Annotated in this window: 15 protein-coding genes; 9 read left to right on the plus strand and 6 right to left on the minus strand. The window is 49.5% G+C overall.

Features of this window, described 5'->3' with window-relative positions; genetic code table 11:
• Position 1: 1 nt before the first annotated feature.
• Both arnB and S7A_RS21370 read right to left on the minus strand, forming a co-directional pair.
• Positions 2-1,138 (minus strand): UDP-4-amino-4-deoxy-L-arabinose aminotransferase, encoded by a 1,137-nt coding sequence (gene arnB / locus S7A_RS19950; protein WP_009093175.1) that lies wholly within the window; start codon positions 1,136-1,138, stop codon positions 2-4.
• A gap of 251 nt (positions 1,139-1,389) precedes the next feature.
• Positions 1,390-1,593, minus strand: a complete 204-nt coding sequence (locus S7A_RS21370; protein ID WP_140029881.1) for a hypothetical protein — start codon at positions 1,591-1,593, stop codon at positions 1,390-1,392.
• Positions 1,594-1,798: 205 nt separating this feature from the next.
• Between S7A_RS21370 and S7A_RS19955 the strand changes: the two genes are divergently transcribed.
• The 3 genes from S7A_RS19955 to S7A_RS21745 all read left to right on the plus strand — a co-directional run bounded on the left by S7A_RS19955 (position 1,799) and on the right by S7A_RS21745 (position 3,343).
• Positions 1,799-2,401, plus strand: coding sequence for a YceI family protein (locus tag S7A_RS19955; protein WP_009093176.1), 603 nt, complete (start codon positions 1,799-1,801; stop codon positions 2,399-2,401).
• A gap of 308 nt (positions 2,402-2,709) precedes the next feature.
• Positions 2,710-3,147: a PACE efflux transporter gene (locus S7A_RS19960; RefSeq protein ID WP_050544672.1), complete on the plus strand. Its 438-nt coding sequence runs from the start codon at positions 2,710-2,712 to the stop codon at positions 3,145-3,147.
• The gene (locus S7A_RS21745; RefSeq protein WP_009093180.1) at positions 3,140-3,343 is read left to right on the plus strand and encodes an Hha/YmoA family nucleoid-associated regulatory protein; all 204 of its coding nucleotides are present in this window, start codon (positions 3,140-3,142) and stop codon (positions 3,341-3,343) included. Before S7A_RS19960 ends, S7A_RS21745 begins: the two co-directional genes overlap by 8 nt.
• Positions 3,344-3,423: 80 nt before the next feature.
• On the opposite strand, the gene S7A_RS19970 is transcribed toward S7A_RS21745, so the two are convergent.
• From S7A_RS19970 to S7A_RS19980, 4 genes are all read right to left on the minus strand, one after another.
• Complete coding sequence (locus tag S7A_RS19970; RefSeq protein WP_158000263.1) at positions 3,424-7,350, minus strand: S6 family peptidase; 3,927 nt, start codon at positions 7,348-7,350, stop codon at positions 3,424-3,426.
• A gap of 525 nt (positions 7,351-7,875) precedes the next feature.
• Positions 7,876-8,121, minus strand: a complete 246-nt coding sequence (locus tag S7A_RS21060; RefSeq protein WP_071987834.1) for a DUF333 domain-containing protein — start codon at positions 8,119-8,121, stop codon at positions 7,876-7,878.
• A gap of 147 nt (positions 8,122-8,268) precedes the next feature.
• Positions 8,269-8,904: a LuxR family transcriptional regulator gene (locus tag S7A_RS19975; RefSeq protein ID WP_009093183.1), complete on the minus strand. Its 636-nt coding sequence runs from the start codon at positions 8,902-8,904 to the stop codon at positions 8,269-8,271.
• A gap of 35 nt (positions 8,905-8,939) precedes the next feature.
• Entirely contained in the window at positions 8,940-9,530 is a 591-nt protein-coding gene (locus S7A_RS19980) for a helix-turn-helix domain-containing protein (RefSeq protein ID WP_033736875.1), read from the minus strand.
• Positions 9,531-10,999: 1,469 nt separating this feature from the next.
• Here S7A_RS19980 and S7A_RS19985 point away from each other — a divergent pair.
• The 6 genes from S7A_RS19985 to S7A_RS20595 all read left to right on the plus strand — a co-directional run bounded on the left by S7A_RS19985 (position 11,000) and on the right by S7A_RS20595 (position 17,681).
• Entirely contained in the window at positions 11,000-11,560 is a 561-nt protein-coding gene (locus S7A_RS19985; RefSeq protein WP_237712332.1) for a fimbrial protein, read from the plus strand.
• Between the two features lie 55 nt (positions 11,561-11,615).
• Positions 11,616-12,413 carry a molecular chaperone gene (locus tag S7A_RS19990; protein ID WP_009093187.1) on the plus strand — a complete coding sequence of 266 codons (798 nt, stop codon included), beginning with the start codon at positions 11,616-11,618 and terminating at the stop codon, positions 12,411-12,413.
• The gene (locus tag S7A_RS19995) at positions 12,391-14,976 is read left to right on the plus strand and encodes a fimbrial outer membrane usher protein (protein ID WP_033736877.1); all 2,586 of its coding nucleotides are present in this window, start codon (positions 12,391-12,393) and stop codon (positions 14,974-14,976) included. Before S7A_RS19990 ends, S7A_RS19995 begins: the two co-directional genes overlap by 23 nt.
• Positions 14,977-14,984: 8 nt before the next feature.
• Positions 14,985-16,328, plus strand: a complete 1,344-nt coding sequence (locus S7A_RS20000) for a fimbrial protein (RefSeq protein WP_009093189.1) — start codon at positions 14,985-14,987, stop codon at positions 16,326-16,328.
• On the plus strand, positions 16,294-17,031 hold the full coding sequence (locus tag S7A_RS20005; protein WP_033736879.1) for a fimbria/pilus periplasmic chaperone: 738 nt from the start codon (positions 16,294-16,296) through the stop codon (positions 17,029-17,031). The genes S7A_RS20000 and S7A_RS20005 overlap by 35 nt, the downstream gene beginning before the upstream one ends.
• Before the next feature lie 89 nt (positions 17,032-17,120).
• A complete protein-coding gene (locus S7A_RS20595) occupies positions 17,121-17,681 on the plus strand; it encodes a LuxR C-terminal-related transcriptional regulator (RefSeq protein WP_050544673.1) in 561 nt (186 codons plus the stop codon).
• Positions 17,682-17,684 lie beyond the last annotated feature (3 nt).

Raw genomic sequence — 17,684 nt, forward strand, 5'->3', positions numbered from 1 at the left:
ATCAGACTCCGGCAATATCATGTAGCGCCTGAATGACGCGCTCGACATCCTGGTCCGTCATTGAGGGAAACAGGGGAATCGAACACATCTGCTGGCTGTTGCGTTCACTGGCGGGCAGACGTAAATCGGGATAGCGCTCGCGATAATATCTGTGGGTGTGGGCGGCCCGGAAATGCAGGCCGCTGCCGATATTGCGCGCCTTCAGCGCCTGCATAAACGCATCACGCGAAAAACCACACCGGCGTTCATCAATACGGATAATAAACAGATGCCACGCATGCTGATGAGGCCAGGCGGGCAGTGACAGCGGCGTGAACGGCAGTGCGCGCAGCGCGGCAAGATAGCGTTCGGCAATCTCGCGGCGGCGTGCAATGAAACCGGACAGTTTCTGTAACTGCACCAGCGCAATGGCTGCGCTGATGTCGGGCAGGTTGTATTTAAAGCCGGGCATCATCACTTCTGCCTGCGGCAGACGGCCCTGCGTCTGGCGATCAAAAGCATCAACGGCCAGACCATGAAACTTCAGGCTGCGTATGCGATCGGCCAGCGCGGCGTCATCGGTCACCACCAGGCCACCTTCCGCACAGGTGATATTTTTAATGGCGTGAAACGAAAAAATTGCCGTGCCGCGGTGCCCGATCGGCTTTCCGTGATAGGTCGTGCCTGCCGCATGTGCCGCATCTTCAATGATGGCAATGCTATGCTGCTCAGCCAGCTGGTAGATCGGGTTAAGATCGACCGGTGCGCCAGCGTAATGGACCGGAATAATGGCGCGGGTCCGGGGCGTAATCGCCTGTGCAATCAGTTCCGGCGTCACCATCAGGGTATCAGGGTCGACATCGATCATGACCGGCGTGGCGCCCAGCAGCGTGATCAGATTCAGCGTGGAAACCCAGGTCATGGAGGGCGTAATCACCTCATCACCGGGCCCAATTCCCATTGCCATCAGCGTGACGTGCATTCCGGCGGTGGCAGAGCTGACGGCAATCGCGTGCAGGTTGCCGGTCAGCCGGACAAAGGCCTGCTCCAGTCCGGCGCACTGAGCGCCGGTTGTGATCCAGCCCGAGTCAAAGACCGCTTTCACGGCTGACAGCTCTTCATCACCCAATGAGGGACGGGAAAAAGGCAAAAAATCCATGCTAAAACTCCTGCAGATCAAACCCATAAGCGATCGCGCGAAATTAATCAGGCACAACGCCGGAAACAGAACTTAAATAGCGATTTATCATCCGCCGGCAGGGATGTTATTTACCCCAGGCGTCCATTTCTGGAATAGGGGTTGCCGGACGGGTAATACAAACTAGCGCACGAAAGTTAACTGAACATTAAATGAAGGGAATGAATAACAATAAATTAATGCAGGGTTCATTTGGTCATTTCTGAAAAAGTTCACTGATATGCATTAATATCGCCTCCGGGCAGACTTCTTTTTGATTGATTGATGATTTGTTTATAAAACAACGGAATCTGCCGCTGAATGATCGGCTTTCCATTATGTCCGGTCAGGGAGCCTCTCAGATAAAAATAGCTTACTGAAGAACGCAGATGATTAATCACCGCCCTCTTACAATCCCGGTAAACGTCAGATTCCATATTCCCGCCTTAATGTATTCTTAATATTTCCCGTTATTTTTGCGCTGAGACGACGGCCACCGTTAACGTTTCGTGAATCTCAGATGACAGCACGTTAATATTTGTCACATACGTCACGACAGAAAGGTAAAACAGTGTTACAAAGTCAATAAAACCGCGGTTTCAGGCGTCAGCGTTTGAGCCCGCTCAGAATGAGAAAATAGTGATGAACCGTGTCGCCTGCTTATACGCTCTGCTCGCCTTGTTCAGCCCGGCGCTTTACGCCGCCCCCGTCACCTATACCATCGCGCCTGAGAAAACGTCGATCGGCCTTTCATGGCGTGCCTTTGGTCATGACTTTTCTCAGGCCACACTGCGCGGCGTGACCGGCACGGTGACGCTTAATCGCGATGAAGAGCGTGATGACCATATTGACGTCACCATTCCGGTCGCGACGCTGGTGGCCTCAAACAGGCTGTTAACCTGGCAACTGAAAAGCGATCTGTTTTTCGATGCAGAGCATTATCCGCAGATTCACTTCGTCAGCAGCCGCGTTGCCTCGATGGGGGGCGCTGATTACCGGATTTTCGGGTTGTTAACGGTCAAAGATGTCAGCCGGCTAGTGGTGATGCTGGCCACGCTCGACAGCGGACAGGCCTTTGACCCCGCCTCAGATTCGCTGGCCCTGCATGCCTCGACCGCGATTTCCCGCACGGCATTCCGGGTGGATCGGCTGGTCGGCGTGGTGGATGATCGCGTCAACATTGCACTGACCATTGCGGCGGAAGTGAAGCGGCCGCTGTCCTCACCGTTAACATCGTCCCGATAAGGGTTGTCCCTTAACCTGACTCGCAAGATAAACGCTCAGGTCAGGCTAAAAAACTATAGCCAACCTGAATACTAAAATAAAAAACTATATATGCGGTTTTCGCAGCTTTAATCTTTTATGACTTCGGGGTGGCGTTAATATTGCTTCTGGTGCGGCTTAACGTTTATGAACTGCGTGTTCAGAGAGAACCGGACAGCCTGCATCAATCAATTAACAGGCAGGCAGAAAGATCGCAACGGGGCGGGCCCGACGGATATTACGGCACGCCAGGGCAGATCTGCGTACTGACGACATTATGAGAATCTGGTTTGGAACACGCTTTATCCCCGATGCGCACGACAACAGAAAGGGTGCTGCATGCCATCGTCTTTGAGGTGGTCGCCAATTGTCTGGTGTTCATCATTCTGATGATCTGCGCCTCCGCGGCGCCTGCGCAGTCGGCACTGTTGACGGTAGCTTCATCAGCACTGGCGATGGGATGGAACTATCTGTTTAACCTGTTGTTTGACCAGTTCCTGTTGCGAAAAGGCATGAAAAAAAGCTGGCGGATAAGATGCCTTCACGCCCTGTTATTTGAAGCGGGGTTGTTAGTGGTATTAATCCCCTTTGCCGCATGGTGGCTGGATATCTCGCTGCTTTCAGCGTTGAAGCTTGAATGCGGTCTGGTGCTGTTCTTTCTGGTTTATACCTGTCTGTTCAATCTGCTATGGGATTATGGAAGAGAATTGCAAACACATTATGAATAAAGTCTATTATCTGGAAAAGTTAAGAAACTGCCCCTCCAGGGATATCCTGGATATCGTGACAAGCTATATGCGTAAAAAACTGCCTTATGACGATCTCTCTTCCTTTGAAGGTGCCTACGATCATCGCAAAGCCGAGCTGATAATGAATGAGACCTTCACTGAAGTACCTGCAGATGTCTGGCGACTGGTCTGCTGATCCGGTCAGATAATCTGCAGACCGGGCATCACGTCATCCGGTAATGACGTGATGCCCGGCGAGCAGGAAACCGTGCGCGATCAGAAATGGTATGACAACCCGATCAGCCCGCTGTAATCCGTATTAAAGACGCCCCCAAAACTGCTATCGACTTTTGCATTCACAGAAAGGTCAGGGAGAATTTCGCCCTCCAGCCCGATACTGCTGCGGTAACGGTTATCAGACCAGGCGCTGTAGCGCCGGTCAGACTGGCGATCGGAGAGCGTGGTCGTGGATCCTCTCCTGCCCGGTGAAGTGTGATAAGAGAGGCTGGCATTAAGATTAACCTTTGGCAGTAAAGTCCCCAGGCCGCGTTTCTGCACCATCACCCCACTGGTGGTGAAGCAGGGCGTGGCTGAACTTAATGAGACTGTCGCATCTTCCCCCTTAAGGCTATAGCCGGACAGGATACCGGCGCTGACGCCGACAAAAGGCGCAACAGAGATCGTGTCGTCGGCCAGACGAAACTGATAGCCGGTGCGCAGACTCCCCGCCACTATGTGACTCTCCTTTTTCACCCCCGGGATGCGTAATGCAGGATCGAGGCTTATTTCCTGAGTCAGAAACATATAGCGGCTGGCGGCATCCGTAAACCACCCGCTATCAGAGTGCCATGAATGATAGACCCCCACGGTGGCCAGACGGTGTTTCTCCTGTCCCCCTCCTTTCACCTCACCCAGGGTGTAGCTGGCACTGACGCCTGCCGTGTGCGCACCGCCGCGCCTGTCCCAGCCGACATTCAGCGTCTGCTGATGACTCTTCAGGCCCAGGAAATGCCCTTGTGATTGCTCAATAGTGGCCCAGGTTCCGCTGAGATCCGGAGAGGCGCGCAGACTCTCTGTCCGGCTGTGCAGCTGGCTGACAGCCTCACTGACAATATATTGCCGCGCGGCCATCAAAGCGCGGGTTTGCTGAACCAGTGGCTGGTTGTCATAAACCGTGAACCACTCATCCGGATTGAACTCGGTTTTTTGGGTGTCCTTTTCGGCTTCTGCTGTAGCCTGCGCCTCTGCTTGCGCTTCAGGCTTTGCTTTCTCTTTTTCAGCAGCGGCTGGCTGCTCTGCTGGAGCCTCGGGGTCAGAGGTCACATCCGTTACCGGGGTGGGCTCTGGCGTTACGTCTGCAACAGGGATGACGTCTGATACAGGTGCGGGTTCCGGAACCGGGGTAACATCCGGCAGAGGCATCGGCTCTGGTGCCGGCGTGACATCTGTCACCGGCGCGGGCTCAGGCGCGATATCCGGTACAGGGGGCGGCTCCGGCGTGGCATCGGGTTCTGGTTCTGGTTCTGGTTCTGCCGTTTTACGGCCTTCAAGCACCCATAGCACGCGATTGTTATTGTCTTTCACCTCATAATTCGGCGTGTAAACACTGAATCCGCTGTAACTGTCAGCAAAGGAGAAGTAGCTGTGTGAGGTGCCTGCAGGGGCATCCACCATCACCAGATCCTGAGATAAGGTGGCCTGCCCTTCGTTGCCCAGTAACAGGCTCACGTCCAGCAGATTATCGCCTCCGCTGACAGCGTTTTTAACCATCAGCCGATCGTTTTCACTTGTTGAGGGTTTAGCGCCCAGCAGCAGCTTCAGCCCGGTTGCGTCCAGGGTATCAACGCTTAGCGTTTTGGGAAGCCAGCTACCCGCTGGCACCATCGAAAGCGAAGCGCCACGCTGTGCCCGGAGCGATGTGACGTTACTGTGGCTGGTCATACTCCAGTTTGCGTCTGACGCCAGGGTCATCTGGCTGCTGCCGGATGATGTCACCGCACCCTGATAATCTACTTTACCCAGATAGAGCGACGCATGGTCTGCCAGCCGGACATCACCTTCAACCTCACTGGCAGGCAGCCGCGCCAGCGTCTCTGCGCTTCGTACAGGCTGACTGCAGCGAGTCTCATCGGCGTAAATGGGAGCATAACAACGCCAGCTCTTCTCCCCTGTCAGCGGGCTGTCATTGTAGCCAAATGAGAGCGTGGCTGACTCAGCAGCAACAAAATTCGCTTTGACGCCAGCGTACTCTCCCGCCTGGAAAAAAGCCCCGGCACCCACATTAATCTGCCTGGCGCTGAAAAGTGAGGTGCGCCAGTCGTCATCAATCACCACTCCTCCTGCATGCGCCACGGGCTGTCCCGACAGAATCAGCGTGCCATTATCCACATTCAGATCGCCATTCAGATTCATTCCACCGGTCAGGGCAGTAATGGCTGTCGCGTTGCGCGGCTGGATGTTAACGTTCATCGCGCCATTCAGGATATTTTTCCGTGTCTCACCAAGAAAACCGCGAAAAGCCTGAACGTTAAGTTGCGTCAGACGGTGATTGATAGCTTCATTTGCGTCGGTACCAAGATAAGTCCAGGTTTTCGTCGACGATTTATCGGTAGGGAAGTACCAGTATGAGGCAGTATTTAACTGAAAATATTCGGTCTCCTTCGTATAGGGATTGTTATAAACATAAATGTTACCTGGCGTTCCTTCAGGAGTTCTGCTGCTGAAGGTGTAGAAAGGGACGTCGGCGGCGGTACTGCCCGTAATGTTGAGCGTCGCCGTGGTATCACTGTGGTTGACCAGTTTAGCCCCACCATCCGTATGATTAATTTTTTTGAAGGTCAACGCATTGCCATTTAAATCTAAACGACCACCGCGATAGCCAAAGAAAATCTGGTCAGTCGCGACCTGATGCTCATCGTTTAACACGACAGTTGGCCGGCCACTGACTAACGTCACGGCGGAAAAGGCCTGTTTGTTACCTGAAGTATCAGCCTGCTGATCCAATATAACGCTGCCGTCGCCCACATTCAGTGAGCCCGCATTCACGCCTTCAGCCTTCACGTGGAGCGTGCCCGCGCCAATTTTATGCAGCGCATCGCTGGCTAACCCGTTAACCTGCCAGACAACTTTTTTGCCGGCGTCTATCTCAACCCCGCCCCCTGCCCAGGTTGCGTTCACGCCGCTGGCTGAAGTCAGGGTGTAATCACTGGAAAACTGGAGTTTTCCCGCGCCCATGTTGATCGGTGTGCTTAATGTGATCAGCCCACCATCTCCGTTAAAACGAAGATCTTTCGTGGCATCCAGTTCAGATGTGGAGGCTTTAGCAGGGGCGACGGACGCATAGGCTGAGGTCAGCCCCGACCAGGACCATGAAACGCCACCCTGTTTTATTGCATCGTCGTTCCATAAAACCGTGCCATTTCCGGCGCGATCAACAACGTCCGGCGAGGTATTGGCTGCCTGTACTGAAGCGACAAAATCACCGGGGATGTAACCTGCGACGGCGCGCTTGCGGTAGAGACCGCTGTCAGCGTCATAGCCGACGTGCACCGCAACCAGTTTCCATTGCTGCCCGATGTCGTCCCAGGCAAAAACCGGACTGCCGCTGTCTCCGGCATTAGCTCCGATTGACAGGGGTGTGGTATCTGCATCGTCAGGCCCAAGGTTGTAGTAGCGCAGATAGCTATTATTGGAAATGTCGCGCACATTCGCCGCACTGATAGTGCCACCCGATTTCCAGTTGTAAGCACCCGTCAGGCGTACCCGCTTCGTCTGCTCATCATTAATTTGCTCCTGTGTTCCTGTTCCTGCCCGCGTATACCAGGCATAACGTGATTTATAGTCGGACAGAAAGTCCGCTTTGGAGACATAAGAATAGGGGGCGGCTTCAGTGACGACCTTATCAAGGCGTGGCGCATGGAAATCCTGCGTGCTGAGATCATTGCGATTGATAAGACGGTAAGCGGTGGCGTATCCGGCCCCGTTGCCAAACTCCACCGTTTTATAACCGGTATTGTGCTTAACACTCAGCACATAGGAAGGCGAGACGAGCGTCGCATAACCTGACGAAGAGACTCCGCCAAAATCGGGAACAGGAAAACGAAGATAGTCAGAAAGTGATCCCTCTTTTTTATAAACCGGAACATTCATTGCACCGGCATTATAGTTACCCAGGTTTTCGGCAAAGTCCCGATAGGTCTGCACGTCGATATCATTAAGCATAATACCAGCATACGAAGCAGTGCAGTTAAAAAAGGTGCAGCATAGCGCCGCGCGCCCGAAATATATCAATAGAATATCCTCATGCGGCCATTATTATTTGCGAGAAGGTTTTAATCTAACAAATAGTATCACCTGGCAAATCCTTCCCTGAATCCACAACAGGTACTGATATTGACCAGCATCAAAAAAAACAGGCCATACACCAGCAGGACATCGATAAGCTATTGAACAGAATGACAATAAAATAAATACCAGAATGGAATGGTTATTAATTTAATATTAAATCAACATAGACCTGAAAGGCTTTAGATTGAATAGCTGACTAAAAATAAAAGCAAACAGACACATATGGATAAGAAAAAAACCAGATGCTGTCTGAAGACAGACCTGTTTTATGTAAGGTGAAAAGAAAAATCCTTTCGTGACAGTGGGGGTAAACATAAAATATTAGCTCGGGAAGCCTTCGCCTGAATCGAAAAGATAACTCTATTCAGGCGAGGTCTGAAATTACTGCGGGTGGTCGCGGTGATACAGTGCCCATTGCTCAATACGCTCGCCAGACGGCAGCAGACAGTAAAGGGTACTGTCTGCCGGAGATATTCCCTTTACTTCCTGGCCGCCACGCTGAAGGCACCAGACGCTGGCAGGATTACGCATTGTCATACGCTGCGGTTGCTGAGCGTGTGGAGCACAGGCTGTAAGTTGCAAAGCCAGCAGCATCACTGAAATGCCGGACATCTGTTTTATACGCATAATGAAAGCCTCGGGAATAACGTATTCAAAATAGAGAATGAAAGGGTGGCACTCTGATTGACAGCTGCCCTGTCGTCAGTCATTTACTGTGACCCTGCGGCAGCAGAGAATCGTCTGCCCTGCTACCCGTCAAACGATCCGGAACAATTAAACCTCAACAGAGTTTATGACTCCTCTGTAAAGCTCCAGTAGAGAGAGATCGTTAATAAACGCGTTAAACTCCATATCACCCCGCAAGGCGAATTTTCGCATCACATTATATTTGTGCGCATAGATGGTTTTTTCTGACAGATCCAGACGTTTCGCCGTCTGTCTGACGCTGTAACCTTTTTTTAAAAGACTGAGCACCTGTAACTGTACCACTGTTATGCGAGCGAACTCACAATGCAGACAATCCGCTGGCAAAAAAGCGTGCATCCTGTCCTGAAAGGCCAGCCAGGAACAGATGACTTTCTGAGATATCGTACGAACAGAATCAAGTCGTGAAATAACAATCAGAGAGCGATAACAGACCGGAAGCTGCTCTGTCATAATATCGTCAGTCTGATTAACAAAAACCATGATAATGCTACCGGGCTTCCGATCCCGGTACGCAGGTTGACACATATATAAACGCCATTGCGAAACATTGATCAGGATAAAATCAGCCTGCCTGAGATTGTGGCTGTCAAAACCCGACAAAAACTCCACATTAGCTTCAGTTAACAATGCGCCCTCAATCACTTTTGAGATGCCTATCCTGAAGAAATAATTCTCTTCTGTACAAATGACTTTAAGATCCATTTTTCTCCTCAGGCATCTCAAAAACCTCCATAAATTCAGGTAAACTTCCCGTTAACCAGCACAAGCTCGCCTTTCTCTTTAAGCTCTTTAAGTACTCTGCAAATTGAACTTTTGGAAAGGTGCGAACTATTTTCAATCAGATACAGGGCAGAGAAACGTTTCTTCAGATGAGCCGGTAGTTTTTCCCAGCGTCCGATTAAAGAAATAACCTCATCGTAAGAGTTGCTCTTAGGCAGCTGGATGTAGTCCATCAGATCTGAATACTGTCCTGAAAGAACGGACATGGCATCGTTGAAAAGATCTTTCTCAAAAATCAGCCGCCAGAACACATCATAATCAATGAAACTGACTTTGCCGTAATCTATTCTCTCCAGATAAACCGGTGGCTCATCCAGTGCCGGTGTGACACCAACAACAAAAGGAGCAGAGACAATGTTAAGCACTTTATTTTCACTTTTGAGCTTGAGCAAAAAATCGCCATCAAGAATAAACATAACCCGACGCACATTATCTTTCGTCAGGTGGTAACGGCGTTTTCCGCGCGAGATCTCATCCGGATTAGCCACCTGCGTATATCCTGCTAGTGCATCAATGATTCGTTCATGATTTTCAGTCACTCTATACATAATAATCAACTCAATCTAACTAACACAGGTTAGTGATTAGTAGCAAAATTAGTAAAGCTGGTTTTTATAATCTTCTTTTTCGCCTGGTGTACGACAATCTTCCAGTTCACACTTCTGATATCGGATAAAATACGTAATTGGCTTGACTATAGTAAAACAGGAACTGTGAAACTCAACACCATAAACATGCGAAAAGGGAGAGTACATCGCCAAACAGTGGCGCAGCAACCATACATTACACCGCTTTAAAGTCACTCAATTAGCATATTAACCCATCATGCCGTGACTTACTGAAACTGTTATAACTTTTTTCTATAAAAGAGAACCCAACATATTCATTTGAAGTTTCATGTTATGAAACAGATACAGTATTAACATGAATGTATGCACTTCAATAAAGAAAGCCGATAAATGAAAAGGTCAGAATCACATTGGCATCATTGTTAATTCTCCTGGAAAATTAAAAATACTCAACATCACTCCCTGGAAATGATTAAACCATAACGATGTCAATTAGGAGATTTAAATTAAAAAACGCCATGCATTTAGATTTATGTTCTGATTTGTATTTGATTTTCAGTTTTAAAATCCAATGCACTCAGAACCTCTTTTCGGTGCGTTTCACTTCTGAGCACAAATGATAATGTTATGGCTGATTCCAGTAGCCTCATTCCAGCAGCGATCTCAGAAGCCAGCACCTTTAAAGCAGAGCTGGCGCCGCTAGTCTCATTGCCCTGAACGGGATATAAACAGGCGTCCCTACAGGGAGAGAAAGTGAATCCCTGACACAATAGACTGCCTATCGGCATCACTGTTTCGCGTTAAAAGTTAATCTCTTGTGAGTTCTGAGCAGTGCTCTTATGAGATGACATTTAACATTACTCGCCTTAATTTTCTCACTTCACATCTGATTCCACCGCTTTATTGTACGAAAAGGCGATGAGCAGATTGATTCAGCATGCAGTACGCAATGTGCTGCCGAATAATGAAGATTATCCATTAACTGGCCTCTGCAACGAATTCAGAAGGACCGAGAAGGTGACTGATAGTTAACTCTGTAAAAAATAAAACCTACAGCGTGACAGATTAAAAAATAGTGTGGAAAGGCGTTAAAGCACCCCATCGGGTTGAAAGTCCCGATGCGCTAACGTACCTGAGAGGGTAAATGTTGTTACAGAAGGTTTTTATCGCACCCTGGTCACAGAAAACATGGCTTAATAGGCCGTCTCTGTATAAATGTATACAAATTAACATTATCTTCACCTATTAACAAAAGGCAAAAATATTAACCCTGAATGTCAGCACCCTTCTCATTTGGGAATGATACAGCCACGCTGAAGTTAAATTAAGCTTTATTAAGATTACTTCAGAAGCAACAGATTGCCTCCGGGCTTAACCTTTAAGTGGTCGGACAAGATTATTTGTCCTGTCTGTAGCACGTCAACGCAGTCCAACTTTCAATAGGGAATTTGAACATGAAAAAAATCGCCTTTTTAACCGCATCTGTAGTATCTGCACTGTTAGCTTCTCAGGCATTTGCGGTCTCCAACAATACTATTACGTTCCAGGGATTGGTCACAGGAGAAACCTGTACCGTGACAGTCAATGGTAACACCGCTAAACCTCTGGTGCTCCTGCCAACTATCAGCACCTCTGCGTTATCAAATGGTAATGTCGCGGGTAAGACAACTTTTGATATTGGGGTTACTGGCTGTACAGGAAGTGATACTAATGCCACAACAATCTCTACCAAGCTTACCGGTAATAATGTCACTAAGGCGGGTAATCTGGGTAACCTGGCAACCGAAGGTGCTGCGGAAAACGTAGAAATTCAGATTGTGAGTAATAATGACGATAAAGTTATTACTTTCGGTGAAGGTACTTCTTATATCGGCCAGGGTCATCTGACTCTTGATGCCAAAGCGAAAAATGCCTCTGCAACCTATACTGCGCAATATGTCGCCGTTGAAAAGGACGCAGTTGCCGGTGCGGTGGAAGCCACAATGCAATATGCCATCATCTACCAATAAAAAAATCAGCATGGATGCGAAATATTTTTAATCAGTAAGTGGATTCAATCAGGCCATGGATGGCCTGACTTACTTTATCCAGGGTCTGGTAGTAAAATTTCAACGGATGGTTATTATGCCTCGATTGCTTATCTCTCACTCATCATTGCGTACCATTCTATTACTCCTTCTGTCTCTTGTTATTTACCCGCCAGCATTCGCCAGCGTTGTTATGACGGGATCTCGCATTATTTATCCCTCTGACGAAAAATCGGTCGATGTAAAACTGAAAAATAATGATGCTTTCCCGTACGTAATCCAGGCATGGTTGGACAATGGTGACGAAGAATCTACGCCAGCCACCGGCAAAGCGCCGTTCATCGTCACCCCACCGACATTCAGAATTGCCGCTAAAGATGGTCAGGTTTTGCGCATTTTCTTCACGGGTGCAAATTCATTACCCCAGGATCGTGAATCCGTTTTTTATTTTAATTTTCTTCAGGTCCCACCAGGCAATGTTTCTGGTGACAAAGGCAATCAGATGATGTTGTTATTAAAGAACAGGCTGAAACTGTTTTACCGCCCAAAAGGCCTTAAAATCAGCACCCATCACATTTCTGAATATTTAACATTCAGTAACGTATCGTCGCCCAGCGTACGCATCACCAATAGTTCACCCTATTATGTTTCACTAACCAAAGTCGTTGTCAGAAACAGAGTCGCAAAAGAGACTGCACCGATGATCGCGCCGTTTTCATCTGTTGATGTGCCATTAACAGAACAGAAATTAACAAAAAGCGCCCAGGGAATAGAAATAGGCTTAGTGAATGATTATGGGGCAACGGTGACATATGAGTTTCCAATTCAAAAATAAAAAAACAGATCCTCGTCTGGCTATACTCAGTTGCGTTGTAAAAGCGGCTTTATTGACACAGACTGCTCATGCCGAAGAATACCATTTTGATAGTCGTTTGCTGGCAGGATCCGGTTTTGAGGAAGGCGTAGACCTTAAGCAATTTAACGAAAAACAGATCACTATTCCTGAAGGTCAACAGCTTCTGGATATCAGCCTGAATGGCATAATAATAAAAAGTCAGGTGGCGGTGAATTTTCGCAGGAAGGATGTCGCCGATAAAAGTGCGCAACCCTGTATTGATGCCGACATGGTCAAACTGTTGCAGCTGAAGACCGGCCTGAAAGAAGCGGCTGAATCGCAGTGTCTGTTTCTGTCAGAGATCAGCAGTCAGGGTAACTGGAATATCCGCCAGTCCACGCTGACACTTGATTTTCTGATCCCGCAGATTCTGCTGAACCGCCAGCCACGCGATTACATCCCGACCTCTGAATGGAATGCGGGAGCTCCATTGCTTTTTTTGCGTCATAGCTCCAGCTTTACCCGCAATATTTTGCGCGACACGCACTCCAGCTATCTCTGGAGCATGATCAACGCAGGGGGTAACCTGGGCATGTGGCATTTACGTCATCAGGCCAACCTCCGCTATATGAACAGCAGCGTCAGCACCGATCAGTACAAATGGAATGCTGTACGCACCTGGGTACAGCGTCCCCTGCCCTCTCTTTCCAGCGAACTGGTGGTCGGTGATGCCTACACTGACAGCACGATGTTTGGTTCAATGTCCTTCAACGGCGTGAAGATCGCGACCGACCAGCGTATGTGGCCTCAGGCACGTCGCGGATATGCGCCGGAAGTCCGGGGCGTCGCTACCAGCAACGCCCGTGTGCTGATAAGCCAGGCCGGTAACGTAATCTATGAAACTCAGGTCCCGCCAGGCCCATTTATTATTGACGACTTATATAACACCAAGAGTCAGGGCGACCTGAAAGTACAAATCGTCGAGGCTGACGGCAAATCATCCTTTTTCACTGTGCCTTATGCCGCAGTGCCGAGCTCAATGCGGCCGGGTAATATGAGTTATCAGTTTGCCGCCGGGAAGGTGAGGAACTTTTACTCCGTCCAGAACACCTTTACTGAGGCCGTTTTACAGTATGGTCTCAGTAACAGTCTTACCACCAATACCGGGGCGCGCTTCGCAAATGGATATCAGGCTTTACTGGCCGGTGGCGTCTACGCCTCTCCAGTTGGCGCGCTGTCACTCAACACCACCTGGTCACATGCGAGGGTAGAAAACGACATCACCAGAAGCGGCTGGCGTGCAGAGGCATCGTACAGCAAGAGTTTCCCCACCAGAACGAACCTGGTGCTGGCAGCCTATCGTTACTCGACTTCCGGTTATCGCGATCTGGAAGATGTACTGGGCGTTCGTCGTCAGCAGAATGGTGGGGCGGACTACTACTCCGATACGCTCAGACAGCGAAATCGCTTCTCTGCGACGGTAAGTCAGTACATGGGTGACTACGGTACCCTGTCTTTGAGCGGCAGCAGCACTGACTACTATCATAATCGCTCACGTATCTCAGAGATGCAGCTTTCTTACAACAATATGTGGAAGAAAGTAAGCTACAACCTTAACCTCAGCCGGCAACGCTCCAGCTGGAACAGTAAAGACGTCTATAGCGTTTACGACAGCGATTACGATGCTAACCGCTATCAGAAATACACAGAAAACGTCATCTCATTGGGTTTTTCCCTTCCGCTGGACTGGCGTGATAGCCGTTCCACCGTCTCTCTTGATATGACCAGAGATAAAACGACTTCATCGGCAATGACCACTCTGTCAGGTTCCGCGGGCCAGGAGAGCGATTTCACTTACGCCCTCTATTCCAGTTACGACAAATACCGTGATGTATCTCAGGGAAAAAGCCATGCGATGCGCTGGGGAACGAACGTACAGGAACGGACGCGCCTGGGTGCCGTTCGCGCCTCTTATGCCCGCAGTGATGATTATCACCAGCTTGGACTGGGCACATCGGGCACGCTGGCCATCCACGGGGGCGGTATCACCTATGGTCCTTACGCCAGCGACACCTTTGCACTGATTGAAGCCAAAGGTGCCAGCGGCGCGCGCATCAACAACGGTCAGGGTGCCAGGATCGATACCTTTGGCTACGCCATCATGCCATCGCTGGCTCCCTACCGTTATAACACCATCAGCCTCGACGGCAGCTCAATCTCTCAGGATGTTGAACTCGAAGGCGGTAACGTGCGCGTGGTGCCGGTGCATGGTGGCGTACCCAAAATAGCCTTTAAGACCCTGACGGGTACGCCGGCACTGATTCTCGCCTCGCAGGCCGACGGCACACCTGTTCCGATGGGTGCAGAAGTTAAAGACAGCCAGGGCAACAGCCTTGGGATGGCAGGCCAGAACGGGCAGATTTACGCCCGTCTTCCCAACGCCTCTGGCACGTTGTTTGTCAGTTGGGGGAGCAGTAACACCTGCCGGATCAACTATCAGCTGCCCTCTAAAAAAATTGAGGATGCCAGCTTTGTTCATTTAAACGGCACCTGTATTCAGTGAGGAAGAAGATGAAAACAGCACATAGCCGCCTCAAAATCTGGCTGCTCGCATCCGCTTTCATAGTGTGTACGCCCGCGGCACAGGCGATTTGTCACAAGATAACTAAGGCGGGTGATCGGTTTAACGAACTGCCGCAGGAAGTGGTGAATCGGGGCTATATTGCAAAGTCATGGGGTACGGGCACAGGGGATGCCATAAGTGCGAAGCTTGACTTTGGGGCAATCAGTATCGGAACTGGCGCGGATTCACTTGCGCCAGCCGGAACCGTGCTGGCCTCTGCTGACATGCCATTTCTGACGAAAGGATTGAATGTCGCCTATCAAGCCAATCAGATTGTCTATAAATGTGCACTGTCCGACGCGGACAGCTTGTATGAAATTTATGCCCTGGCTGCCTCATATGGTGCAGAGTATGGTGGTAAAGCCGTGAGTGATGTTGAGGGGGGATACCGGACACCGGCACAGCATATCGCCTATCGCATAACTAACCTGAAAACCGGACTCTATTACAAGAGTGAATGGCAGGAGCGAAAACTGACCGCTGATGATTACATTACTGTAGGTTCACATATTTATATCCCGGCATCATCGTTCAGTAGCGCGACTTTCGAACTGATCAAAAGTGACGACGATTTCGGCCTCCCTACGCGAAATGCTTTCGGGCAAATAACCGTTCCGCAGGGATATATAGCGATCAGAACACCCTTTATAAACAATATCAATAAAACAGGTGAAGTTGCCTATCCACCCAGCTCTGGGTATGCCTCAGCAGTCTGGAGTATGCGCGGCGGTAACACCACTGTCATACAGGGAAAGAATTGTCTCGTTGGGGATTTTGACCAGGTTGTAACCCTGCCGACCATCAGCGCCAATGACTTGAGTAATGGCATGACCAGTAGCAATACCTTCAGCGTGGAGATTAATTGCGAAAAAGGGGCCGTTTCAGGTACTGAATCCAGCGATTCAAAACCGCCAGTCGCGATGGGTTTTCTGGTGACACAACCGACGGCACTGGCTCAGGCTGATGCCCTCGGGCTGAAAACGAGTGCCGGGGGCATCAGCCATTTACTCGACAATAACTACGGCACACAAGGCGTTGCAGAGGGTGTTGGCATCCGCATCTATGCTGGAAGCAGGGCGTTAAACCTGTTGTCCAGTAATGCAATAACGGGCACAGGTTCAGAAGCGGGCTGGTACGGATTTACGGAACTGCTGAGTAAAACCGGGTTATCGCTTAAAGGCGATAAATCCTATGCCGGTGTTTTTACGGCGTCCCTTGAGCAACTTCCGGGACAAACCGCACAGGGAGGATCGGTCAATGCGCAGGCACAGATTCTTGTCAGTCTGCAGTAGCCTGCTATTAGCCAGCGCGCTGACTCTTAGTGCTGGCCCGGCCAGCGCGGTAGTTAACAGCACCCAGAGCCGGCTGGTGTTCAATGAAAAGAGCGTGGCGGAGTCACTTACCGTGGTGAATTCTGTCAGATCCCCGGCACTGGTACAGGTCTGGAGCGATGATGACGATCCTCTCAGTCCGCCCGATCGCATCAGTACACCCCTTGTCGTCGTGCCGCCACTATTTAAACTGGCCCCCGGTGAATCGCGCAACCTGCGTGTCATGCTCATTTCCCGCAAAGGGATGCCTGCAGACCGCGAGCGTCTGTACTGGCTGAACATTTATCAGATTCCACCAAATACTGCCCAGAAGTCGGCGCTGGAGAAGAAAGTAATTTTGCCGCTGCGCATCCGTTTAAAAGTATTTATCCGCCCGACCGGTTTAAAGGAGCCGGAAGAAGATGTCGGTGAAAAATTACGGTTTATCCTCGGCCAGACACAAACTAAACATGCACAACTGACCGTGAACAATCCAACACCCTATTACATGACATTAGGGAGTATCACGCTCGGAAGAACACCGCTGAAAGCAGAGATGATTGCACCCTTTTCGTCTCTCACCCTTGCGGTAAAAGAGATAAGTGCCGATCACACCCTGAACTGGACAGTAATCGATGATTACGGCAAGCATATACCTTATAAAAGAGAGTTGAGCAGCCAGTGAAAGACACTACACACAAAACAATAAATATGACCTATTTTCATAAGTATCATATGTCATACGATTTAATTACCTCGTTCCTCCGGCAGGAAATGAATAACACGCAATTTGATCTGCACCATTTTCCTGATGTAAAAAGTTTACTGAAGGCCGCAGAAGAAAATCGCATCGACGTGATTATTATCAATTCCGCCTGTCTGTTTGATGGATCGTTCCGGGAGACAGAAATCAAAAAGGTGCTCAGCGTACTGTGTGGCAATGAAAACATCATTACTGTTTGTTTTACTCAGAACATGCGGTCTGTGCTGCTGAAAAAGATGCTTGATGCGGGTGTAAACATCATGCTCAGTCTGCAGGATACCCCGCAGGAGCTGGTCAACGCACTCAGAAGCATCATGCCTGCATCGTCAGCAGAAACCTATATTTCCCGCTCTGTGCATGAACATTTTCAGGAGGAGTGCACAGATTTAACACCCAAGGAGTGGGAGGTCATCAATCTGATTCAGGAGGGTTATTCGCTGTCAGAAATAGCGTCTAAAAAATGTCGCGCAATGAGTACTATTTCAACACAAAAAAGAAACGCCATGAATAAGTTACATCTGAGAAATGAAACAGAGCTATTGCGCTTTCTGCACCAGAACGCATTTTTTTAATTC

The organism is Pantoea sp. Sc1, from assembly GCF_000255315.1.
Lineage (GTDB): Bacteria > Pseudomonadota > Gammaproteobacteria > Enterobacterales > Enterobacteriaceae > Pantoea > Pantoea anthophila.